The sequence below is a fragment of the Thiorhodovibrio winogradskyi genome, assembly GCF_036208045.1.
GTDB classification, from domain to species: Bacteria; Pseudomonadota; Gammaproteobacteria; order Chromatiales; family Chromatiaceae; genus Thiorhodovibrio; species Thiorhodovibrio winogradskyi.
On record NZ_CP121472.1, the window covers coordinates 570,040 to 594,031 of the forward strand.

The 23,992-nt window shown below is 59.3% G+C and carries 17 protein-coding genes and 2 tRNA genes; 16 read left to right on the forward strand and 3 right to left on the reverse strand.

The genetic code is table 11. The features are described from left to right. Positions 1 to 2: 2 nt before the first annotated feature. Both Thiowin_RS02725 and Thiowin_RS02730 read right to left on the reverse strand, forming a co-directional pair. On the reverse strand, positions 3 to 2,768 hold the full coding sequence (locus Thiowin_RS02725) for an ATP-binding protein (RefSeq protein ID WP_328986212.1): 2,766 nt from the start codon (positions 2,766 to 2,768) through the stop codon (positions 3 to 5). A gap of 317 nt (positions 2,769 to 3,085) precedes the next feature. Further along, positions 3,086 to 4,351, reverse strand: coding sequence for a serine hydrolase domain-containing protein (locus Thiowin_RS02730; RefSeq protein ID WP_328986213.1), 1,266 nt, complete (start codon positions 4,349 to 4,351; stop codon positions 3,086 to 3,088). Positions 4,352 to 4,643: 292 nt separating this feature from the next. Here Thiowin_RS02730 and adk point away from each other — a divergent pair, with 292 nt between their 5' ends. From adk to Thiowin_RS02800, 14 genes are all read left to right on the forward strand, one after another. Further along, positions 4,644 to 5,306, forward strand: a complete 663-nt coding sequence (gene adk, locus Thiowin_RS02735; RefSeq protein WP_328986214.1) for an adenylate kinase — start codon at positions 4,644 to 4,646, stop codon at positions 5,304 to 5,306. A gap of 151 nt (positions 5,307 to 5,457) precedes the next feature. After that, positions 5,458 to 5,835: a thioredoxin gene (trxA, locus tag Thiowin_RS02740; protein WP_328986215.1), complete on the forward strand. Its 378-nt coding sequence runs from the start codon at positions 5,458 to 5,460 to the stop codon at positions 5,833 to 5,835. A gap of 37 nt (positions 5,836 to 5,872) precedes the next feature. After that, the gene (locus Thiowin_RS02745; protein WP_328986216.1) at positions 5,873 to 6,448 is read left to right on the forward strand and encodes a DUF1249 domain-containing protein; all 576 of its coding nucleotides are present in this window, start codon (positions 5,873 to 5,875) and stop codon (positions 6,446 to 6,448) included. Positions 6,449 to 6,571: 123 nt separating this feature from the next. Further along, the gene (locus Thiowin_RS02750; protein WP_328986217.1) at positions 6,572 to 7,042 is read left to right on the forward strand and encodes an Rrf2 family transcriptional regulator; all 471 of its coding nucleotides are present in this window, start codon (positions 6,572 to 6,574) and stop codon (positions 7,040 to 7,042) included. A 153-nt stretch (positions 7,043 to 7,195) separates the two neighbouring features. Next, positions 7,196 to 8,155 carry a 50S ribosomal protein L3 N(5)-glutamine methyltransferase gene (prmB, locus tag Thiowin_RS02755; RefSeq protein ID WP_328986218.1) on the forward strand — a complete coding sequence of 320 codons (960 nt, stop codon included), beginning with the start codon at positions 7,196 to 7,198 and terminating at the stop codon, positions 8,153 to 8,155. A gap of 55 nt (positions 8,156 to 8,210) precedes the next feature. Then, positions 8,211 to 9,632 carry an oxygen-independent coproporphyrinogen III oxidase gene (gene hemN, locus Thiowin_RS02760; protein ID WP_328986219.1) on the forward strand — a complete coding sequence of 474 codons (1,422 nt, stop codon included), beginning with the start codon at positions 8,211 to 8,213 and terminating at the stop codon, positions 9,630 to 9,632. A 206-nt stretch (positions 9,633 to 9,838) separates the two neighbouring features. Beyond that, complete coding sequence (tig, locus tag Thiowin_RS02765; RefSeq protein ID WP_328986220.1) at positions 9,839 to 11,128, forward strand: trigger factor; 1,290 nt, start codon at positions 9,839 to 9,841, stop codon at positions 11,126 to 11,128. A 69-nt stretch (positions 11,129 to 11,197) separates the two neighbouring features. Next, positions 11,198 to 11,878, forward strand: coding sequence for an ATP-dependent Clp endopeptidase proteolytic subunit ClpP (clpP, locus tag Thiowin_RS02770; RefSeq protein ID WP_328986222.1), 681 nt, complete (start codon positions 11,198 to 11,200; stop codon positions 11,876 to 11,878). A 317-nt stretch (positions 11,879 to 12,195) separates the two neighbouring features. Then, complete coding sequence (gene clpX / locus Thiowin_RS02775) at positions 12,196 to 13,476, forward strand: ATP-dependent Clp protease ATP-binding subunit ClpX (RefSeq protein ID WP_328986223.1); 1,281 nt, start codon at positions 12,196 to 12,198, stop codon at positions 13,474 to 13,476. Between the two features lie 251 nt (positions 13,477 to 13,727). Then, complete coding sequence (gene lon, locus Thiowin_RS02780; RefSeq protein ID WP_328986224.1) at positions 13,728 to 16,181, forward strand: endopeptidase La; 2,454 nt, start codon at positions 13,728 to 13,730, stop codon at positions 16,179 to 16,181. 537 nt (positions 16,182 to 16,718) lie between these two features. Further along, entirely contained in the window at positions 16,719 to 16,991 is a 273-nt protein-coding gene (locus tag Thiowin_RS02785) for an HU family DNA-binding protein (protein ID WP_328986225.1), read from the forward strand. A gap of 114 nt (positions 16,992 to 17,105) precedes the next feature. After that, positions 17,106 to 17,181 (forward strand) — tRNA-Val (locus tag Thiowin_RS02790). 218 nt (positions 17,182 to 17,399) lie between these two features. Continuing rightward, positions 17,400 to 17,476: transfer RNA gene (locus tag Thiowin_RS02795), tRNA-Asp, on the forward strand. A 299-nt stretch (positions 17,477 to 17,775) separates the two neighbouring features. Next, positions 17,776 to 19,701 carry a SurA N-terminal domain-containing protein gene (locus Thiowin_RS02800; protein WP_328986226.1) on the forward strand — a complete coding sequence of 642 codons (1,926 nt, stop codon included), beginning with the start codon at positions 17,776 to 17,778 and terminating at the stop codon, positions 19,699 to 19,701. A gap of 81 nt (positions 19,702 to 19,782) precedes the next feature. On the opposite strand, the gene Thiowin_RS02805 is transcribed toward Thiowin_RS02800, so the two are convergent. Beyond that, positions 19,783 to 20,559, reverse strand: coding sequence for an enoyl-ACP reductase FabI (locus Thiowin_RS02805; RefSeq protein ID WP_328986227.1), 777 nt, complete (start codon positions 20,557 to 20,559; stop codon positions 19,783 to 19,785). Between the two features lie 236 nt (positions 20,560 to 20,795). Between Thiowin_RS02805 and Thiowin_RS02810 the strand changes: the two genes are divergently transcribed. Together Thiowin_RS02810 and Thiowin_RS02815 are read left to right on the forward strand one after the other, a co-directional pair. Then, entirely contained in the window at positions 20,796 to 22,982 is a 2,187-nt protein-coding gene (locus tag Thiowin_RS02810; protein WP_328986228.1) for an ABC transporter substrate-binding protein, read from the forward strand. After that, positions 22,979 to 23,956 carry an ABC transporter permease gene (locus tag Thiowin_RS02815; protein WP_328986229.1) on the forward strand — a complete coding sequence of 326 codons (978 nt, stop codon included), beginning with the start codon at positions 22,979 to 22,981 and terminating at the stop codon, positions 23,954 to 23,956. The genes Thiowin_RS02810 and Thiowin_RS02815 overlap by 4 nt, the downstream gene beginning before the upstream one ends. The last annotated feature ends 36 nt before the right edge of the window (positions 23,957 to 23,992 follow it).

Genomic DNA, 23,992 nt, shown 5'->3' on the forward strand with positions numbered 1-23,992 from the left:
TCTCATCGATCTGTGTAGCGCGCCAAAAGCTTCTTGAGGGCGGCGAAATCAATCGGCTTGGGCAGAAAATCGGTCATGCCAGCAGCGATGAAACGATCCGCATCCTGCGCCATGGCGTGCGCTGTCAGGGCGATGATCGGGATATCGCGCGGCCAGGTTGCCCGCGGGTCGGTGCGAATTCGGCGGGTGGCCTCGAGACCGTCGAGTTCAGGCATCTGAACATCCATCAGGATCAGATCGAAATGTCCGGCAGCCAGCGCGTCGAGCGCTTGCTGACCGTTTTCGACGCAGGTTGCTCGGTGGCCGACTTTGGTGAGCAATCGATCCACCACCAACCGATTGGCCGGCTCGTCCTCGGCGATCAGGATGGACAGGGACAGGTTGTTGTTTCGCGGCGTGACTGGGCGATTGAGGTCGGTTGTGGCGGCCGTTGTCTCGCTCACGCGGGCGATGGATGAGGCCATGTCCGAGGTGGGCCTGATGATCCCGACCGGCAGCGTGAACCGGATGCGGCAGCCGGCATTGGGTTTGGTGTCGATCTGGATGTCGCCGCCGAGTCGATCAAGCAGGCGTTTGACAATCGATAGCCCGAGGCCAGTGCCTTTGTGGCGGCGGGTGTCGGACGCGTCGGCCTGGGTGAAGGGCTCGAACAGCCGATCGATTATCGCGGGGTCCATGCCAATGCCTGTGTCCGTGATAGTGTACACTAGCTGGCAGCTGTCAGCCGTCTTGGCGACCGGCTCCGCCTGCAGGTCGATGTCGATTCGCCCCTGATCGGTGAATTTAACGGCGTTACCAATCAGATTAAGCAGAATCTGACGCAGGCGACCGGCATCGGTGCGCACTAAGACGGGAACCGTGGCGCTAACACTGTATTCAACCCGCAGGTTTTTCGGCTTGGCTTGCAGCGCGAAAACCGCGCAGATGGTATGAAGCAACTCGCGGGGCGCGAAGGTGCTCGGACGCAGTTCGAAGGCGCCGGCGTTAATCTTGGAGAAGTCCAGGATGTCGTTAATGAGTTGCAGCAGGGTGCGGCCGCATTCGAGCCCGGTTTCGAGCAGCTGGCGCTGATCCTTGTCGAGATCCCTTTCGCCGAGCAGTTGCAGGGTGCCGAGCACGCCATTGAGTGGGGTGCGGATTTCATGGCTGGTGTTGGCGAGGAATTGACTCTTCGCGTGATTGGCGGCTTCTGCCCTGGAGATGGCTTGGGCCAGCTGGCGATTGGTCACACTAAGGCGTTCTTCGTCGGCTTTACTCGCGCTGATATCGGTGATGTAGCCAGACCAGCGCACGCGCCCGTCAGCCAATTGCTCCGGGCGGGAGAGTCCGCGCAGCCAGCGCAAGCCCTTCCCGCGCATCAGCACACGGAAATCCAGTTGCCAGAGTGAAAGATCTTTTGCGGAAGCCTGAATGGATGCGAGGAAGGCTTCCCTGTCCTTGGGGTGAATGGGCGTCAGTATTGGCTGGGCATCGGCGCGCACGTCATCGGGCGACAGCGCATAGATATCGCGGATGCCATCGGAGGCAAAGGGAATGGCCAGGCGGCCATCAGAAAGTTGTTCCATTTGGAACAAAAAGCCGGGGACCATGCGTGCCAGGTCGCGCAGCAGTTGGTCGCTGTCATGCAGAGCACGCTGCTGCGCGAGGAGTTGATCGTCCACCCGTCGCAAGAGCAGGATGACCAGACCGACCACCATCAGCAGCAAGGCGAGCCCGATGAGCAGACTGATGCCAAGCAGGCGATAAAACCTTGCCTCCTCGGCGCTGATGTCGCGAAAAACCAGCAGGTCACCGACCCGGGCCTCAGTGGCATCGCGCAGCGGCAGACGCGTGGACCACCAAGTCCCGCGCTCCTGGTCTTGAAAGCGCACGCCCTTGGTCACTGGTGCTTTGCTCACTGGAGGAAGTTGAGTGTCTGCTTGCTCAAGGGCTGGCGCCGTGAGTCTGTCAAGCAGTTCGGGGTTGGAGACGAAGTTGGGCGCTTGCCGCGCGAACTGGTCCCAATCGGCCGTGCGGCCAAGCATATGCATGCCCTCCCGCCAGCCTTCTCGGTTCAGGTGGATTTTGTCTATCAGCAGGGCGATTTCCACGTTAAGATGGTAACGAAGGTCGTTTAGAACATCCTCGATTTCCTTGCCGAGCTCAACATAGCCAAGCAGTCGCCCATCGGCATGAACAGGAACGACCACGCGCAGAGTGAATGAGCCTAAAGGTCCGAGCTCGATACCAGCGACGGACTGGCCGCGGCGCTCCGCTTCGCGCGCGGTAAAGCGTGCGATCACATCGGAATGGCGGTTAGGCTGATGCAGCCTGAGCAGGCACAGACGGTCGGGCCCAAGCAGGTAGAAATGTGTCACTTGATGCCTCTGCTTCAGGCTCGCGAACAGGGGGCCCCATTGGGCTAGAGCGGCGGGCCGATCAAAGGCCGCGAGTGCCTCTTGCAGGTTCGCGTCCCGCGCCAGAACCTGGCCCGCAATGGCTAGCCCGTCTGCTTGTTCCCGCAATGACAGCTCGAGTTCGTGGATGACATCGACCGCAAGATTCTCGAGCGAGGCGTCAAGGTATCTTCGGTGCAGGTCGATTGGCAGCCAGATGGCGCCGGCGAGAAGACATGCTAGTAACAGGGCAAGCGGCGGAAGCAGTCTGCGAAGAACCGGCTTGGGCGCGGGGGATGAAGTCAGCTTGGCCGTGCTTGGGGATTGGTTGGCGGACTGATTGGGGAACCGTTTGGGAGACCGGGTAGAGGACTGCTGGGGGGGATGGGGCAATGCACTGGCCTTGGCGGAATGACCACCGCTGTGGTGGGCGCCAGACGGGGGCGACCTTCCATTGTTGCTGTCGCCAAGCCTGCGGCTAGCGCCGCGAGAGGGCGCGCGCGTCAAGCTTGGCGAAAAAGTTTGACTTCTCCCAAACTATAGCAGTTCCGGAGAGGGTTGGGGGCGCCAGTATTGACCTTTGTCATTGCGGTCGGCGCATGGTAGGCATCGGACCTAACACGCGTCTCGGATTATGGTTTTTTTGAGCAGTCTCTAGTCGATGACGCCGGGCATAATTTCAATTTTTTGGCGGCGCTTGTAGCCGCTGATCATGTCTCGCCGATCACTTGCATGGGGATCCTTTCAACAGAGGCGCAACCGCCACCAATGCGGCCCTCGGGGTGGGCTTCATTGAGCGCGTCGAGCCATAGGCACAGCAAATCCTTGCGCAGCGCCCGGCCACCGGCGGCGTTGGTCATCACCACCAGCCCGACGCGGCGCTCGGGAATGGCCGCGATCAGATTGTGCCAGTTGGGCAGATTATCGCCCGGATGATAGGCCAGCCGCCGACCGCTATCGAGTTCGTAAAGGGCCATCCCCAGTCCATAACGCGAGCCACTGAGGACCAGGTCGTTGTCCGAGTGCGGCATGGGTGTCAGCAGGCGATCAATCAGCGCTGGTTGAAGCACTCCGCGACCGGGCACCTCCCCTCGGTGTCCGGGCATGAGCAGCGTGAGCAGCCGCGCCAGATCGGTCGCGGTGGTTTGCAATCCGGCGGCGGCCAAGGCGGTGAAATGGCGCGCGGGAGCACGCTGACCCTGGTCGTTGAAGGTCGCGGCCAGTGGCGGCGAAGCAGACGGCAGGGTCGGAAAACGGCTGTTCGTCATCGCCAGAGGTTCAAGAATGCGGTGCGCCGCGGCGGTGGCGAAGGGCTCGTCCGCCCATTCTCGAATGAGCAACTGCAGCAGGCTGTAGCCGCCGCCAGAGTAGCGAAACCCCTGGCCAGGCGGCTGGACTACTTTGAGCGGTGTATTGCCTGCGTCTGCCGCCCCATGGAGCGAGTCAAGCAGTGATTGCGCGGGTGTTCCGGGTGGAAAGCCACCATAACCTGGCACGGAAAGCCCGGCGGTATGGCTCAACACCCGCGCCAGGGTCACGGCATCGCGACTATATGACGAGGCGGGAAGCCGCCAGGAGCCAGTGTTGCCCTGCAACTGCGGCAGTATGGCTTGATCGAGCGCAACGCGCCCTTGCCGCACCAAGGTCAGCACAGTCAAGGCCGTGACCGGTTTCGACACCGATGCGGCCTGGAACAGGGTGGTCGCGGGATCGACTGGAATCTGCCGGTCCGGAATCGCCAGACCATAGCCATGGCTCCAGTTGGGCTCGCCATCTTGAACCAACACCACCGCCGCACCCGGAACCTGGTAGCGCTCAAGCAGGCCTGGCATCGCGGCATGGATGTGCTGCCGCACGACGAATACCGAGTCAGTTTGGCGATGTGCCGGCTCTGGACAAGTGGCTTGCGTCTGCGCGACAGCGCCGAGCAAGAACGCAGACAGGGCTGTTATAAAAGCGAAAATGGCAATCCGCATGATGGCAACTTCAGGGCAACAATAGAACAGCAATTTCAAATTCGGCTGTTTCATCTGGCGTAGAAGCGGCTTTCAGCCGCTTCATGACGCGCCAAGATGGCGCGTCTACTGATGACCGGGCCAACAACCGGGCGCTGGAAAACGAAATTTGGAATGGCTGACAATAGAATTGCAAGCATGAGTCCCTTCCGAAAAGTCGTTATTGTTTGCCAAAGTTTGCCCCGCTTGCCCCGCTTGCCCCGCTGTGGCAGCCTAGCCCGGCTTCACTTGACTAACATGAGGGCTTAAGAACATGCGCGTGATTCTTCTCGGCGGACCGGGAGCGGGCAAGGGCACCCAGGCTGCGTTCATTACAGAGCACTTCAAGATTCCCCAAATCTCCACCGGCGATATGTTGCGGGCCCAGGTCAAGTCGGGCAGCGAGCTTGGTCAGGCGGCCAAGGCCATCATGGACGCGGGTGGGCTGGTGTCGGACGACATTATCATGGCCATGGTCAAGGAGCGTATTGCCGAGGATGACTGTCAGAATGGCTTTTTGTTCGATGGCTTTCCGCGCACCCGCGCCCAGGCCGATGGACTCAAGGCCAGCAAGGTCTTTGTCGATGCCGTGGTGGAGATTGCGGTGCCGGACGAGGAAATCATCAAGCGGATGTCCGGGCGGCGGGTGCATCCGGCCTCGGGGCGCACCTATCACGTGGTTTTCAACCCGCCCAAAGAGGAGGGCAAGGACGATGCGACTGGCGAGCCCCTCGTGCAGCGCGACGATGACAAGGAGGAGACGGTGCGCAAGCGTCTGGAGGTCTACCATGATCAGACCAGCCCGCTGATCGCGTATTACTCGAGCTGGGCTGAGGCGGGCGGTGAAGGCGCCCCGCTTTACTGTCGGGTTGAGGGCGTGGCGGGTGTCGATGAAGTGCGCGAGCGCATTCTCAAGGCGCTGGGCGACGTGGATTGAAGACCGTGGCGCCGGCATCCAGCCGGCGCTGATTGTTGCCCTGTGTTCGATCATTGTAATCGCGAACATCAGAGAGGGTCTGTCGGACTTGTTCTAATCTGTTACACTGGCAGCCATCCTGCAACCGGATCAAAGCGAATAGGAGTCCACGATGGCTATTGTCGAACTGACCAGTGAAAATTTCGAGTCCACAATCACGCAAAACCCTTTTGTTGTTGTTGATTACTGGGCGCCCTGGTGCGGGCCTTGCCGTTCATTTGCGCCCGTTTATGAAAAAGTCTCGAATGATCACGACAACATTGTTTTCGCCAAGGTCAATACCGAGGAAGAGCAGCAGCTTGCGGCACATTTTCAGATTCGCTCCATCCCCACGCTCATGATCTTCCGCGACCAAGTCATTATTTTTTCCCAGGCTGGCGCGCTGCCGGAGTCATCCTTGCGCGATCTGCTCGCTCAGGCCAGCGCGCTCGACATGGACAAGGTACGCGCGGACATGGCCCAGCAGCAGGCGGCGGCCAATAACGACTAATAGCGGTTGGCTGTGTGCCCCCGGAGCTCTGTCTGTCATGGCCATTCCCTGGCTGCGCGGCCCAACGGTCGGTGCCTTGCTCGAACTGATGGAAGAGAACCACCGTCTGCTCCTGTGCCTGGCACCGGATTTGCGCCGGCTCTCAGGGGCGCATCGTGCGCCCGGCCGGGGTACGGACCTTTACCTGGATGTCATAGCTCAGGCGCGCTATACCACCATCCTGCGCCTTACCTACCGCTTTCCGCCCCAGTTTGAATCCCAGTCTGAATCCCAGTGTGGAACCCAGTCTGGATTACAGTGCGCCCATTCCTGTGATGATGCGGGCCGGGTGATTGTCCCAGCTGTCTCTCCTCAGGCAGATGCGTTTCAGGCGGACCCCGATGCGAGATTGCGTGTCTGCCATGACGCGCGCCAGGTCGAGGTGATCGCACTGCGTCAGACGGCTCTGCCGCTGCTGGGCGATGATCGTCTGGCAACCCTGCAGTCGAAATGGAACGCCAATTGGTTTCTTGCCAAGTGGCTGTCTTACTGCGTTAGCGAGGACTATCGCTTTTTTCCGGCGCGTCAGCACGCGACCAGGGCCAGGGTCGCGGACCCTGCGACCCTGTGCTGACAGCCCGGTACGCCCCGAAAAAATTCCTGACCGCGATGCTTGACTATTGCCTCCATAAAACCAAGCTTAGGCGTAGGGTATTAGGGTCGCCTGGTGCGGCATAAGGAATTGGGGTACGAGATCATGAGGCTTTCCACGAAAGGTAGGTACGCAGTGACGGCAATGCTGGATCTGGCGCTCCACGACGGCCAGGGTCCGGTGACGCTGGCTGATATTTCAGACAACCAGGGCATATCCCTCTCTTATCTGGAGCAACTCTTTGCCGCCTTGCGCGCGAAAAGTTTGGTCCGCGGCGTGCGCGGTCCGGGTGGAGGTTATTATCTGGGCAAGGACTCGGGCGAGATTTCCATCGCCGATATAATTTGCGCGGTCGATGAGTGGGTCGAATTTACCCGCTGCGGTGGGCGCGAGAACTGTCGCAACGGGCAAAAATGCCTGACGCACAGCCTCTGGGATCAGCTGAGCGAAGAGATCTTCGGTTTCCTCAGTAAAATATCCCTGCAGGATTTGGTCGAGCGCGGCGGCCATCGCGACCAGCGTCTACAACCTAGCGCGCGTCTGGTGGCCGAACCCTTAAGCAAACGCGCGGCCTAGAACAGGGGAAATCCATGGGGTTATCATAAGACGGGCTGCAAGTATCGGCGCCGCTAGCCTTTCCTTGTCAAGCAGCTTGTGCTCCCGTGGGCGGGCAGTGATATTCTGCGGCTTTCAATTCAAGCTGCTCAATCATGGCCGCGTCCCTCGCTTATGGACCCTCTCTCGCCTGACTTACTCGCTGACACCCGGGATCTGATCACCATTGGGGATTTTGTCCGTTGGGCCAGCAGCCGTTTCAACCAGGCTGGCCTCTTCTTCGGTCATGGCACTGGCAATGCTGTGGATGAGGCCTGTTGGCTGATTGCCGCTGCCTTGCATCTCTCGTTGCCGCTGACTCCCGATCTGTACCCCTGTCGTCTGACGCCGAGCGAGCGAGCCGAGGTGATCGCTCTGCTCGAACGGCGCGTGCGTGAGCGCATTCCAGCCGCCTATCTGACGGGGTATGCCTGGTTTGCCGGGCTTGAATTCGCCGTGGATGAGGCGGTTATGATTCCGCGCTCGCCCATCGCGGAGTTAATCCAACATCAGTTCGAGCCCTGGCTCGACCTAGATCAGATGACGGCGGTGCTTGATCTTTGTGCCGGCAGTGGCTGTATCGGCATCGCCACCGCCGCTTACCTGCCGCGCGCGCGAGTGGATCTGGCGGAGCGCTCGGCGGAGGCCCTGCGGGTCGCGAGCGAGAATGTGCGGCGCCTGATGAATGATGCCGGTCTGCAAGAGCGAGTCCGGGTGATCGAATCGGACCTATTTAGCGCGCTTGGTGGCTGCCGCTACGACCTCATCCTGTCCAACCCGCCCTATGTCGGGCGCGCCGAACTGGCCGCCTTGCCCCCAGAGTACGCGCACGAGCCCGAAGCCGCCTTCGCGGCCGGTGCGGAGGGGCTTGATCTGGTGCTGCGTATTTTGCATCAGGCGCCGGATTATTTGAGCGAACAGGGTGCGCTGATCCTCGAAGTTGGCAACACAGCGGACCTGTTGCAGGAGCGCTTGTCGCGGGTGCCTTTTGTCTGGCTTGAATTTGAGCATGGCGGCGAGGGCGTTTTTCTGCTCCATCGCGAGCAGCTGATCGACTATCATGACCAGTTCGCACAGGCTATGGCAGCCCCCTGACACCTGGGGCTTGCCGCGGCCCGCGCTTCAACTTCCAACAGCTAGCGAAAGAACCATGCTTGACCAACCGCAGACCACCCAAGCTCGGATGGCGGATCAGCGCACCGTCTTCGATCTCGATCTTATCAAGCGCTACGACCAGAGTGGCCCGCGTTACACCTCCTACCCCACCGCGGTGGAGTTTAACGAGGGCTTTGACGAAGTCGCCTATCGCGCCACCTGCGAGCGCAGCAATGCGAGCAAACGCCCGCTGTCACTGTATTTTCACATTCCCTTCTGCGACACCCTGTGCTTTTATTGCGCCTGCAACAAGGTGGCCACCAAGGATCGCAGCCTCGCACAGCCTTACCTGGAGCGTCTGTACCGCGAGATGGAAATGCAAAGCGCGCTCTTCGATAATGACCGGGTGGTCGAGCAGTTGCACTGGGGCGGCGGCACTCCGACCTTCATCAGTCAGCAGCAGATGCGTGAGCTGATGGAGCAGACGCGCAAGTCTTTTCGTCTGCTTGATGACGATAGCGGTGAATATTCCATCGAGATCGACCCGCGCGAGGCCGGCGGCGACACCGTCCAACTGCTGCGCGAGCTGGGCTTTAATCGCATGAGCCTGGGGGTGCAGGATTTTGACCCCAAGGTGCAGAAAGCCGTCAACCGCATTCAGACCGAAGCCGAGACCATGGCGGTGCTCGAGGCGGCGCGCAAGGTCGGCTTTGGCTCCATTAGTATCGATCTGATCTACGGCCTGCCGTTCCAGGATCCCGAGGAGTTCAGCCGGACGCTCGATAAGGTCATTGAGGCCGAGCCGGAGCGGGTATCGGTGTTTAATTACGCCCATCTGCCTTCGCGTTTCAGCCCGCAGCGGCGCATCAAGGATGAGGATCTGCCGCCACCCCAGGTCAAGCTCGATATCCTGCAAATGACCATTGAGCGCCTGACCGACGCCGGCTGGCTTTACATCGGCATGGACCACTTCGCCCGCCCGGACGATGAGTTGGCGCTGGCGCAACGCAATGGCACCCTGTATCGCAACTTCCAGGGCTATTCCACTCACGCCGATGCGGATCTGATCGGTTTGGGTGTCACTTCCATCGGCAAGGTGGCCAACACCTATGGCCAGAATCAGCGTGAGATGGACGCCTACAACGCGGCCATCGACGCCGGGCGCCTGGCGGTGTTTCGCGGCATTGAACTCAATCGCGACGATGAACTGCGCCGCGACGTCATTACGCGACTCATCTGCAACTTCAAGCTCGACTATGCCGAGGTCGAGCGTGCGTGGGATATCAAGTTCGCCGAGTATTTCGCCACCGGCCTCGCCAGGCTTCAGGGCATGGAGGCCGACGGCCTGCTGGAAACCGACGCCAGCGGCATTCGCGTGCTGCCCAAGGGTCGGCTGTTGATTCGCAATATTTGCATGGTGTTTGATGCCTATCGCGAAGCAACGCAGGGCGCTGGTGGATTCTCGAAAGTCATCTAAGCCTCATGGGGGCGTGCCATCTTGGCGCGTCATGAAGCGGCTAGAAGCCGCTTCTACACCAGATGAAACACCCACATTTGGAATTGCCGAATTTGCAATTGATGGCTGGAAGTGGAGTGCGCATGGCGGTTAGAATGCAAGGTTTTGCGTTGACCGGGGTGAATGCTGTCCCGGGCGTGATGGTGGAAATCAGGAGATAGAGGTTCATGCAAGTATCTGTGCAGGCTGGTGAGGGACTCAAGCGTGAGATGCGCGTGGACCTTTCGGCCGATGAGATTGAGGCGGAGATCGACAAGCGTCTGCAACGCTTTGCACGCTCGGCGCGGATACCCGGGTTTCGTCCGGGAAAAGTGCCGGTGCGGGTGTTGCGCCAGCAGTATGGCGATCAGCTGCGCAACGAAGTGTTTGGCGAGATGGTGCAATCCTCCTTTCCGGCCGCTTTGGAGCAGGAAGAGCTCAAGCCCGCTGGCATGCCTAACATCGAGCCGGATATTGACCAAAAAAACCGGCGGTATTCGTATACAGCCAGTTTTGAGGTATTTCCCGTCGTCGAGCTTCGGTCCCTGGCCGGGGCGACCATCAAACGGCCGCTGGCCGAGATTGCCGAGGCGGATGTCGATCAGATGATCGAGCGGCTACGCCAGCAGCGACGCGAGTGGGTTACAGTTGAACGTGGTGCGTGCACAGGCGACCAAGTCAGTATCGCATTTACAGGGACCATTGACGGCGAGACTTTCGACGGTGGCACGGCCGATGATTATAGGGTGGAGATCGGTGCTGGTCGCATGCTCGCCGGCTTCGAGGATCAGCTCATCGGCGCCGCGGCCGCTGACGCGCGCGAGTTCGACTTGCGGTTTCCAGAGGATTATCGCACCGAGCATCTGGCCGGTAAGCAAGTGCACTTCGAGGTAAAGGTCCACAAAGTCCAGGAGTCCAAGCTCCCCGAGGTCGACGCTGCCTTCATTCAGGAGATGGGCGTCAGCAGTGGTGAGGTGGCTGATTTCCGCATTGATGTGCGCGAGACCATGGAACGGGAACTCCGCCAGCGCATTGATGAGATCATTAAATCACGGGTGTTGGATGCCTTGATCGAGGCAAACCCCACCGACTTGCCTCAGTCGTTGATCGATCAGGAGGCACGGGCCATTCGTGAGTCGCTCACCAAGTCTGTCAACAACCAGCCGTTGCCGTTTCCCGAATCCTTTTTTACTGAGACCGCACGTCGCCGTGTGGCAACTGGCCTGCTGATCAATGAGGCGGTCAAGCACTATGAGCTCAGCATCGGTGACGATGCCGTGCGCGCCAAGCTCCAGGCGCTGGCGGCAGGCTACGAGCAGCCGCGGGAAGTGATCAACTACTATCTGGCCGATCAGGAACGTTTGTCTCAGGTTCGCGCCTCCCTGCTCGAGGAGATGGTGGTTGCGCGTCTGCTCGAAGAGGCCCGGGTCGAGGATGAGCCCAAGACCTTTTTCGAGTTGACGGGAACCGAGCAGTAGCAGGGTGGTCCACTCGGTTTTTTCATCCAGATTGACATTGCCATTTACCTTCGCGGGAGAGAGTACAAGATGGAACGCAGCCTGATTCACGGTGGGACCAACAACGGGGTCAACGGCGGGAACGCAAGCAGGGCCTGGGATCCCCAGGGACTTGGCTTGGTGCCTATCGTTGTCGAGCAGACGGCGCGCGGCGAGCGCTCCTTTGATATCTTCTCCCGTCTGCTCAAGGAGCGGGTCATCTTTCTGGTTGGGCCTGTGGATGATCACACGGCTAATCTGGTGGTTGCGCAGATGCTGTTTCTTGAGTCCGAGAATCCGGACAAAGATATCCACTTCTATATCAACTCGCCTGGCGGGTCAGTGACCGCGGGGCTGGCCATTTACGACACCATGTGTTTCATCCGCCCGGATGTCAGTACCATGTGCGTGGGACAGGCCGCCAGCATGGGCGCATTGCTGCTTGCCGGTGGAACCGCGGGCAAGCGCTTTTGCTTGCCTCATTCGCGCATGATGATTCATCAGCCACTGGGAGGCTTTCAGGGGCAGGCCAGTGATATCGACATCCACGCACGCGAGATCCTCAAAATTCGCGAGCAACTCAATCGCATCTTCTCGCACCATACTGGACAGCCGATTGAGAAAATCGCCGATGATACCGAACGTGATCGCTTTCTCGGCGGCGACGAGGCGGTGGACTATGGTCTGATCGACAAAGTTATCGATAAACGCGAGATGCCAGTAAAATCCTGAGTCAACAAGATCCTGATTTGCAGGGCAAGATGGATGGTAACGACAGTTCTTGTCGACCCTGTCCCGGGGATGTTCGCCCAAGCCTTTCAATTCGATGCCAGTCCTGACCGCCTTGGTTATCGGGCGGAAGGTCGCTATGATGGGGATCAGTCACTGAACGGCAGGTATCCGCCGGTTCGCGCGCGGTGCGCGTCCGGCGCCGGCTTCAAGGTCGTGGGACAGTTCAACAGGTAAGGCTCCAAGCCCCAACGACCCCAGTCCCATTGGCCCCAGCCCTATTGGCCAGCCCTATTGGTTAGAGACGGTGTTTGGAAATTATGAGCGGAAACAGCCACGGCAAGCACGACGACGGGAAACTTCTCTACTGCTCTTTCTGCGGTAAGAGTCAACACGAGGTCCGCAAGCTGATTGCCGGCCCCTCGGTGTTTATCTGCGATGAGTGCGTTGATCTGTGCAACGACATCATCCGCGAGGAAATGCAGGAGACGGCGGATGAGGCGACCAGCAAGCTGCCAAAGCCGCGCGAGATCAACGACAGCCTCGATCAATACGTCATTGGCCAGGAGCACGCCAAAAAGGTGCTTTCGGTGGCTGTTTACAATCACTACAAGCGCATGGAACTCTCCGGCGGCAAGGACGAGGTCGAGATCGCCAAGAGCAATATACTGCTCATTGGTCCCACCGGCTCTGGCAAGACCCTGCTGGCTGAAACCCTCGCCCGGCTGCTCAATGTCCCCTTCACCATCGCCGACGCCACCACTCTGACCGAGGCCGGTTATGTTGGCGAGGACGTCGAGAACATCATCCAGAAGTTGCTGCAGAAGTGCGACTACGATGTCGAAAAAGCGCAAACCGGCATCGTCTACATCGATGAAATCGACAAAATTTCGCGTAAGGCGGACAACCCTTCCATCACTCGCGATGTGTCTGGTGAAGGTGTGCAGCAGGCACTGTTGAAGCTGATCGAGGGAACTATCGCCTCGGTGCCCCCCCAAGGCGGGCGTAAGCATCCGCAGCAGGAGTTCCTGCAGGTGGATACCTCAAGTATTCTGTTTATCGTGGGAGGGGCCTTTGCCGGTCTCGACCGCATCATCCGCACGCGTTCCAAGAAAGGGGGCATCGGTTTCTCGGCCGAGGTTCACAGCCAGGACGATGACAAGCAGATGACCGAGCTTCTGAGCGCCGTGGAGCCCGAGGATTTGATTCGCTACGGCCTGATTCCGGAGTTCGTCGGGCGCCTGCCGGTGATGGCCACGCTTGAGGAACTTGATGAAGATGCGCTGGTGCGTATCCTGACCGAGCCCAAGCATTCCCTTTACCGGCAATACAAGCGCCTGTTCGAGATGGAAGGTGTTGATCTTGAGCTGCGCGAGGACGCTCTGCGCACCATTGCCATCAAGGCGATGGAGCGAAAAACCGGGGCACGCGGGTTGCGGACCATCATGGAGCAGACACTGCTCGATACCATGTATGACCTGCCGTCAATGGACAATGTTAGCAAGATCACCGTTGATCGCTCGGTCATTCTTGGCGAAAACCCGCCGTTCATTCTCTATGAAGGCGGCGAACCAAAGGTGATGGCGGATGAGTCCGCGTGAGGGTTGATCCGTCGATCAGTCACGCAGCCGCGACAAACTGCTGGTTGTCGTCGGTCCGGCAAGAGATCGGCGTGCCGCATGTGCAAAGCCCTGTCCGCTCGTTGAAGCCGGGCGCGCCTGCCCTGATATCCCGCCAAGTGGATTGCCAGATATGGATGCCAGATATCCATCATTGTCTCCCAGTCTCTACTCACTTGCCCGACGGCGCGCCTAAGCGTGAGTCGCGGGGCAAATAACCGCGAGAATCTCTGATGGCGAAGACCCCCTCCCCGGAAAGATATGTCACCCAGGTGCCGCAGGATGTTGCCGTGCTGCCTCTGCGGGATGTGGTTGTCTACCCACATATGGTGATTCCACTCTTCGTTGGGCGCGAAAAATCCATTATCGCGCTCGATGCGGCCATGACCAGCGACAAGCAGATTCTGCTGCTGGCACAAAAGCATGCGGATGTCGATGATCCAGATATCAAGGATCTGTACCGCATCGGTACCCTGGCCAACATCCTACAGTTGCTGAAATTACCCGATGGGACCGTCAAGGTGCTGGTCGAGGGTAATCATCGCGCCGAGGCGACCAAGTTCATTAGCACCACGGATTACTTTGGCGCCATGGCCTTGCCATTGCGCGAGCAACTCAAGGCTGACGAGCGCGAGCAGGAGGTGCTGATGCGCTCCTCGGTCTCCTTGTTCGACCAGTATGTCAAGCTCAACAAGAAGGTTCCGCCGGAGGTGCTGACATCACTCGCGAGCATTGACGAGCCTGGTCGCCTGGCCGATACCATGGCGGCGCACATGGCGCTCAAATTGGATGAAAAGCAGCGCGTGCTTGAAATTGTTGATATCCAAGAGCGCCTTGAGCACCTGATGGGGCTGATGGAGTCTGAAAACGACAATCTGCAGATGGAAAAGCGGATTCGCGGGCGTGTTAAAAAGCAGATGGAAAAAAATCAGCGCGAGTACTATCTGAATGAGCAAATGAAGGCCATTCAGAAGGAGTTGGGTGAGCTTGAAGACGCACCCAACGAACTCGAGGATCTTGGCAGGCGCATCAACGAGGCGGGCATGCCCAAGGATGTGCATGAGAAAGCCGTGGGCGAGCTTAACAAGCTCAAGCTCATGTCGCCCATGTCGGCCGAGGCGACAGTCGTTCGCAATTACATCGACACCCTGGTGTCGGTGCCCTGGAAGAAGCGCTCTCGAATCCGAAACGACATTCGCGTCGCGGAATCGGTGCTAGATGCCGATCATTTCGGGCTGGAAAAAGTCAAGGAGCGCATTCTTGAATATCTTGCGGTACAGCAGCGTGTGCGCAAGCTTAAGGGGCCAATTCTGTGCCTGGTCGGGCCGCCTGGGGTGGGCAAGACATCTCTGGGACAATCGATCGCGCGTGCCACCAACCGCAAGTTCGTGCGCATGTCCTTGGGTGGGGTGCGTGATGAGGCTGAAATTCGCGGCCACAGACGCACCTATATCGGCGCCTTACCGGGCAAAATCATCCAGAACCTGGCCAAGGCGGGATCGCGCAATGCCTTCTTCCTGCTCGATGAGATCGACAAGATGGCCATGGATTTTCGGGGCGACCCGGCCTCGGCGCTGCTTGAAGTGCTGGATCCCGAGCAAAACCATACCTTCAACGATCATTACCTGGAGGTCGATTTCGATCTGTCGGAAGTGATGTTTGTCGCCACGGCCAATACGCTGAACATTCCGCCGGCGCTGCTTGATCGCATGGAGGTGATCCGGCTCTCGGGTTATACCGAGGACGAAAAGGTCAATATCGCCGAGCGCTATTTACTCCCAAAACAGATGAAACACAATGGGGTCAAACGCGGTGAACTGTCCATTCGTGAAGCCTCCCTGCGAGATACAGTGCGTTACTACACTCGCGAGGCTGGAGTGCGGAACCTTGAGCGCGAGGTATCAAAGATTTGCCGCAAGGTGGTGAAGGAAGTCTTGCTAAAGAAGCGGGACTCGGCCATCGTGATCACGCCCAAAAGCTTGGAAAAGTATCTGGGTGTTCAGCGTTTCCGCTTTGGTCGCGCTGACGAGCATGATCGTATCGGACAGGTAACGGGTCTGGCGTGGACGGAAGTGGGTGGTGAGCTGCTGCGCATTGAGTCCGCGCTGGTGCCCGGCAAGGGCAAGTTCACCTATACCGGTCAGCTCGGTGATGTGATGCAGGAGTCCATCCAGGCGGCGCTCACAGTGGTGCGCAGTCGTGCTGAATCCCTTGGGATCGATAGCGATTTCCACCAAAAATTTGATTTGCACATTCATGTGCCCGAGGGTGCCACGCCCAAGGATGGTCCCAGTGCGGGCGTGGCCATGTGCACGGCCATGGTGTCCGCCTTGACTAAGGTTCCAGTGCGGTCATCGGTGGCCATGACGGGCGAGATCACTCTGCGCGGCGAGGTCTTGCCGATCGGAGGGCTCAAGGAAAAGCTTCTGGCGGCGCATCGCGGCGGCATCGAAATGGTGCTGATCCCGCACGAAAACGAGCGCGATCTGGTTGAGATTCCCAAGAACATCAAACAGCACCTGGACATTCGTCCAATCCGCTGGATTGACGAGGTATTTGAACATGCATTGACCGTAGTGCCTCGTCCGACTCTGCGCGCCGATGATGATGCCGAGGCTGAAATCATCGGGCCGCCTGAATCCGAGACAAAGCCGCGTCAACCAGAGGGTGCGCGTACGCATCACTGAGTCCGGCCTGATGGCTGTCTGCTAGGAGACAAATGCGCGGGGTTCTTGCGCCTGTTCAAATTCGTCGCGGTGATCCGCCGGGCGGAGATCTTGTTGTGTGTTTGGTCGCAGCTATTTGTTGCGCAAAGGCCTTGGCTGATTAAGTCGTTTCTTTGTCAATTTGTGTATAATAGAGCGTTGCATCGCCGGTTCAGGCGATGCTCCGTGGTAACGGAAATGATTCAAATTGTTCATTCTTTGTGCAGCACTGGCCGGCTTTTCCCGCGCGCCTTCGCATAGCTTGGCAGGCTGATGTCACACTTCGAGCTTTGTTGCACTGTTATTTCTCTTGAGTGCGCGGCTTGACAGGTTGCGGTCATCTCTACAACAATCGCCCACGTCAGCAGGACTACCCGTGGGGCGTTCCTGTTCAACTGGCCATCTTGACGCATTGGTCGCTTGACGAACTGGCGTGGACCCACTGAGCGGACGACCAGGCCGGTAGCCGAGCAATGGCAAGAAGGCGTTAAAGAAACGACTACAGCAAGCGGGGGAAGCATGAACAAATCTGAACTAGTCGATACCATGGCCGAGGCGGCGGATATCCCAAAAACAGCAGCCGCCAAGGCGTTGGACGGATTCATCGACGCCATCGCGAATGCTCTGAAGGAAGGCGACACCGTCTCCATCATTGGCTTCGGAAATTTCACGGTGAAGGAGCGCGCAGCTAGAACTGGGCGCAATCCCCAAACCGGAGCCACCATTCAGATTGCTGCCTCAAAATCTCCGTCATTCAAGGCTGGTAAAGCGCTCAAGGATGCGATAAAATAACCCGCTTCAAGATTGAGCTGATCCGCGAGATTAATGCTTAGGTATCGGCTCAAGCTCAATTTTTTATCTGGCGGCCAAGTAGCCATGCACTTGGTGTAGGGTCTCTTGTAAAGAGGGTGCTTAGCTCAGCTGGGAGAGCATCGCCCTTACAAGGCGAGGGTCGCAGGTTCGATCCCTGCAGCACCCACCAATGTGATTTTAGTCGTACCAAACGCCAAAGATGGTGTTACACGATTGAAAGCCTTGACCCTAGGCCCAAATTAGCTGCTACCAAAATGGCTGCTACCCAAATAACAGCTACCCAAATAACAGCTAGAAGCAAATTAAATCGAAGCCGCGAGTGTCGGCAGCCGCAAGTTTTGGCAAGAGCGGCTAAGTGAACAATCAAGTGCTTCGTTAACGATTTTAGGAGTGGTAGTTCAGTCGGTTAGAATACCGGCCTGTCACGCCGGGGGTCGCGGGTTCGAGTCCCGTCCACTCCGCCAACAAAGCCGCCTCAGCGGATCAACACAAATGATCCGCTGGACGCGAAAATCTGCGGGGTATCCAGTTGGGTACCCCGTTTTTGTTTCAGTTTCAGGAGTTTCCCGTGACATAACAGTCTTACTTCGTTGAATTGGTCGGGACGCTGGCAGTTCAGCTGACAACTGCAGCTTGATTGCTGCCTGCTGTTTGTTGTGGCCCGGTAATTGGCCGTTAAACCAGTGCCTGGTCATCGCCGTTTCGGCCAGTTTTGTCTTCCGCGCTGAGCTTTCAGCGCATCGCAAGAGCCAATCATCACGCCATGCTTCTCGAGATTCGTGAACGCGCGCAGGGCTGGGTCGCCTGGGCCATAGTGATCCTAATCAGCATTCCCTTTGCTCTGTGGGGTATTCAGTCTTATCTGGGCGTAGGCGCCGAGCCGGCGGTGGCGTCGGTGAATGGCACTGATATTTTTGAACGTCAGCTGACACAAAATCTTCAACGCACGCGCATTGACATGCGCGAGCGCTTGGGCGAGGCCTACGACCCGGCCCTGTTTGAAGGTGCGGGCCTGCGCGAGCGGGTGCTCGAGCAGATGATACAGGCGCAGGTGGTGCTTGATGCATCGCGGGCCTTGGGGTTGCGCGTTGCCGATGTGGTGCTGCGCTCGGCCATTGCCCAAGAACCGGCCTTTCAGAAAGACGGCCGCTTCGATAAGGCGACCTACGCACAGGTGCTGCAATACCAAGGGCTGACGCCCGCCGCTTTTGAAGAGGGTCTGCGACTGCAGCTGCTCGAAACCCAGCTTGAGCGCGCGGTGCAGAACACGGCCTTTGCTCCCCAAAGCGAGGTTGATCACAGCATTCGCCTGATCCGTCAGCAGCGCGAACTCCATTACATCCAGCTTCCTAGGGTGGATTTCGCGCCTGAGCAAGCACCAGATGACCAGGAGTTGCGCGCCTTTTATGACGACAATCCGGGGCGCTTCAAGTCGCGGGAAGAGGTCAGGTTAAGCTATATCCTCTTGTCCACCGATCACCTTGGCGCCGAGCAACCAGTCAGCCAGGCCGATGTCCGGGCGTTATACGAAGAGCGTATCGGGACGCTCAAGACGCCTGAAAGGCGGGCGTTGCGCCATATTTTGATCGCGGTGCCGACCACAGCCGATGACGCCAGTATTGAAGCCGCGCGTACGCACATCACGGCCTTGCGCGAACGGCTTCTAGCCGGTGAGGCATTCGCCAGTGTCGCAGGTGAGGAATCGGATGATCCCGTCTCGGCCGAAGCCGGCGGCGATCTCGGTGAGATTGAGCGCGGCACGCTCGATCCCGTTCTCGAACAGGCTGCTTTCAGCCTTAGCCCTGGCGAAGTGAGCGAACCGGTGCGCAGCCGCTTCGGATATCACCTGCTTGAGGTGACGGCTGTCGAGCCAAGCGTGGTGCCGCCCTTCGAGGCAGTCGCCGATGAGTTGCGCAAGGAGCTGCGGAGTCGCTCCGCCGAGGGTGCTTTTTATGATTATGCCGAGCGACTCGCCACACTGACCTACGAGGTCCCCGACAGTCTGTTGCCGGCCGCCGAGGAGTTGGGGCTGGAAATACAGACCAGTGACTGGATCGACCGCGATGGCGGCAGTGGACATCTGGCGAGCCCTAAGGTTGTCAACGCTGCCTTCAGCGCCGAAGTGCTTGAGATGGGTAACAATAGCGAACTGATCGAGCCTGATCCGCAACGCATGGAAGCCCTGGTGTTGCGGGTCGAAGAGCATCGCCCGGAGGCCCTCCGCCCCTTCGATGAGGTCCGCGAGGAGATTGTCGAATTACTTAGCTCGCGCAAGGCCGCGGCGTCCGCGCGTGAGGCGGCCGAGAGGCTGGCCGCGCGTGTGAAGCAGGGAGAAACCCTGTCCGCGGTTGCCGGTGACGCCTACAAACTGGAGGATCCCGGTATGATTGAGCGTCAGTCGGGCAAGCTCCCGGCTGCCGTGGTGCGCGAGGCCTTTGTTCTGCCACGTCCCGCCGCCGGGCGTTTCAGTGTCGGGACGACCAGCGATGGCGAGGGGGATGCCTTTGTGATTGTCGTATCAGAGGTGCGTGATGGCGACATGGATGACCTGGAGCCTGGCACTCGCGCGGCCGAGGCGCGAGTGCTCGCGCAGAGTTTGGGGCGTTCGGATTTCAGTCACTTGGTGGCGGGTTTGGAGGCTGGCGCCAAGATCGAACGCAAGGCGCTGGGGTCAGACTCAGAGGAATAGTGGCAGTCAGGCGCTTGGAATGCGGAGTATCCCAGGCGATGTTTCCAGGCTCGACAGCCTGGAAACAAGGGCCTAATGGCGTCATCCAAGCCCCAGGATGTGATACCCGGTATCGACGTAAAGCACATCCCCCGTGATCCCCGATGCCAGATCGGAGCACAGAAAAGCCGCCGCGTTGCCGACTTCATCAATGGTGACGTTGCGCCTCAGCGGAGTGCGTTCCTCCACCTGCTTGAGCATGGAGCGAAAATCCGCGATGCCAGCCGCCGCCAGGGTGCGAATCGGTCCGGCGGAGACGGCATTGACCCTGGTGCCTTCTGGGCCAAGAGAGGCCGCCAGATAGCGCACATTGGCCTCCAGGCTGGCCTTGGCCACTCCCATCACGTTGTAATTCGGCACCGCGCGCACCGCGCCCAGGTAGCTCATGGTGACCAATGCGCCATTGCGCCCGGCCATCAGCGCCCGGCCGGCCTTGGCCAGCGCGGCCAGGCTGTAGGCGCTGATTTCATGGGCGGTGTTAAAGCCCGAGCGGGTGACGGCGTCGATATAGCTGCCTTCGAGTTCCTCCTTGGGTGCGAAAGCGATGGAATGCACAATGCCGTCCAGGCCATCCCAATGGCCCGCGAGCTGCTCGAAGCAGGTGTCGATTTCGGTATCGCTGGCGACATCGAGCGGCAGCACGATGGAAGAATCACACTTGGCGGCCAGGTCCTCGACGCGTCCGCGCAGCTTCTCGCCCTGGTAGCTGAAGGCCAGTCGCGCGCCCTCGCGGTGCATTGCCTGGGCCACGCCCCAGGCAATGGAGCGGTTGCTGGCGACGCCGGTGATCAAAAAGCGCTTGTCTGCTAAAAATCCCATGGTTTCCTAATCTCTGCTGTTGAGTGGCTGTGCTGTTGTGTGCTTTGGCCCCGGGCGACGCTGCCAGTTAATCCTCTCCGCATCCTGTCCGGCACTGGTCAGCTGGCGTCTGGGGTGCGATCATTGTGCGCGTGAAAGCAACTCGTCACATTAACCAAAGTGCGCTCCAGTTAAAAGGCCCGGCTCGCCCTGTTCTGGCCGTGCCGCCCGTGCGGTCCTCACTGCCGTGGTTCCCGGTGTCTGTGCTGCTGCTGGTGGTGCCGGTGCTGTTTTTGGTGCCGGTGTTGGGCGGTTGCGGCAACAACGCCTGGAACAACCCCTATCCAGCCAGTGATGCACGCGCGAACATTGTCTACAGCGCATTCTCCGAGCAGCCCAAGCATCTCGACCCAGTGCGCTCTTACAGCAGCAACGAGTATGCCTTCATCGGGCAAATTTACGAGCCACCCCTGCAATACCATTTTCTCAAACGGCCTTATACCCTGGTGCCGCTCACGGCCCAGTCCATGCCCGAGGTGCGCTATTTCGATGCCGAGGGGCAGCCGCTGCCGGACTCGGCGCCGGCCGCGGAAATCGCCGTTAGCGAGTACCTGATCCGCATCCGCCCCGGCATTCAGTATCAGCCGCACCCGGCGCTGGCGCGCGCCGCGGATGCCCCGGCTGGGGAGGGGTATCTCTATCATCGTCTCGAACCCGCGGATTTGCGCGGCATCGAGGATCTGGGCGATTTCCCCCAGACTGGTACCCGTGAGCTGACGGCCGAGGACTATGTGTATCAGATCAAGCGTCTGGCCGCGCCCTGGCTGCATTCGCCCATCGCCGGACTGATGGGCAAGCACATCCTGGATTTTAGCGAACTCAGTGAGCGCCTGAGCGAACGCCGGGCCGAGCTGGCCGCGGCGGCAGGCAAAGGCGAGCAGCCCTTTCTCGATCTGCGCGCTATCCCCTTCGCCGGGGCCGAGGTCATCGACCGCCATCGCTATCGCATCCGCGTCCGGGGACGTTATCCGCAGTTTCAGTATTGGCTGGCAATGCTGTTTTTCAGCCCCATGCCCTGGGAGGCCGAGGCCTTTTACGCCCAGCCCGGACTGGCCGAGCGTAATATCACTCTGGACTGGTATCCGCTTGGCAGCGGTGCTTTCATGCTGAGCGAGAATAACCCCAATCTGCGCATGGTGCTCAGGCGTAATCCGCATTTTCACGGGGAGACCTACCCCAGCGAGGGTATGCCGGAAGACTTGCAGGCAGGTCTGCTGCAGGACGCCGGTCAACCCTTGCCGCTGGTCGATGAGGTCATCTACGCCCTGGAAAAAGAAAGCATCCCCTATTGGAACAAGTTTCTGCAGGGTTACTACGACAGCTCGGGCATTGCCTCGGATGCTTTCGATCAGGCGATTGCGTTCGGCGCCGATGGCGATGCCGAGCTGACCCCCGGCATGCGCGAGAAGGGCATCCGGCTGGCGACGGCCGTCAATACCAGTATCTGGTACCTGGGCTTTAACATGCTCGACCCTGTCCTGGGTGGCGACACTGAGCGCGCGCGCCTGCTGCGCCGGGCCATTAGCATCGCGGTGGACTTCGGCGAGTACATTTCCATTTTCGCCAATGGTCGCGGTATTGAGGCCCAGGGCATGCTGCCGCCCGGCATCTTTGGCCACCATGACGGGCGTGCCGGGCTCAATCCTTATATCTTTGACTGGCAAGATGGTCGCGCGCTGCGCAAGCCGATCAGCGAGGCGCGCGCCCTGCTCGCCGAGGCCGGCTACCCGGATGGGCGCGATCCGCGCAGCGGTCGCCCGCTCACGCTGTATTACGAGGCCATGGATGCCGGCCCCGATGGCAAGGCGCGGCTGAACTGGATGCGCAAACAGTTCGCCAAACTCGGTATTGAGCTGGTGGTGCGCGCCACTGACTACAATCGCTTTCAGGACAAAATGCGCGAGGGCACCGGGCAGATGTTCATGTGGGGTTGGAATGCCGACTACCCTGATCCGGAAAATCTGTTTTTTTTGCTTTATGGCCCTAACGCCAAGATCAAGGGCGGGGAGAATGCCTTTAACTACCAGAACCCCGAGTTCGACCAGTTGTTCGAGCAAATGCGGGTGATGGACGACACCCCCGAACGCCAGGCACTGATCAATGAAATGACCGATCTCCTGCGCCGCGACGGGCCCGTGGCCTTTGGCTTCTTCCCCAAGGACTATAGCCTGTATCACCAGTGGCTTGGGAACGTGAAGCCGAACCTGATGGCGAACAACACCCTGAAATATCGTCGTCTGGAACCCGAACTGCGCGCCGAGCAGCGCCGAGCTTGGAATCCGCCCATTCTCTGGCCGCTCGGCCTGTTGGCCCTGATCTTGATGCTGGGCGCCCTGCCGGCCTGGCGGATGGCACGCAAGCGTGAACGGAGTCGCGCGCGATGATGGCCTATATCCTGCGCCGGCTGGCCTATGCGCTGCCTATTCTAATTGGGGTGAACCTGCTCACCTTCGCGCTCTTTTTCGTGGTCAACTCGCCCGATGACATGGCGCGCATGCAGCTTGGGGACAAGCGCGTGACCCAGGAAGCCATCGACAACTGGAAGGCCGAGCACGGCTATGACCAGCCGCTCTTTGTCAATGCCGCGGCCGGGGGCTTGGGGATATTGACCCAGACGATCTTTTTCCAAAAATCACTCAAGCTGTTCGTGTTTGATTTTGGTGCTTCCGACAGCGGGCGTGATATTGGCAACGACATCGCCCAGCGCATGTGGCCAAGTCTGGCCATCGCGGTGCCCGTGCTGATGGTGGGGCTGGCAATCAACATCAGCTATGCGCTGATGATTGTCTTCTTCCGTGCCACCTATATCGACGTCGGTAGCGTGGTGTTGCTGGTGGCCATGATGTCCATTTCCAGCCTGTTCTACATCATCGGTGGGCAGTTTCTGATCGGGAAGCTGCTGCATCTGGTGCCCATCTCGGGCTATGACACCGGCCTTGATGCGTTCAAATTCCTGATCCTGCCAGTCATCGTCAGCGTCATCGCCGGCATTGGCAGCGGTACCCGCCTGTATCGGACCTTTTTCCTCGAGGAAATCAACCGCGACTATGTGCGCACCGCGCGCGCCAAGGGATTGGCCGAGCGGGTGGTGCTCTTTCGCCATGTGCTGCGCAATGCGCTCATTCCTATTCTGACCGGGGTGGTGGCGGTGTTGCCCTTGTTGTTCATGGGGGCACTGATCACCGAGTCCTTCTTTGGCGTGCCGGGTCTGGGCAGCTACACCATCGATGCCATCAGTCGCCAGGACTTCGCCATTGTGCGCTCCATGGTGTTTCTCGGCTCGGTGCTCTACATCCTGGGGCTGATCATGACTGACATCTCTTACACCCTGGTTGATCCGCGGGTGCGGCTGTCGTGAAGCCATTGGTCAGAGGTCAGAGGTCAGTGGTCAGAG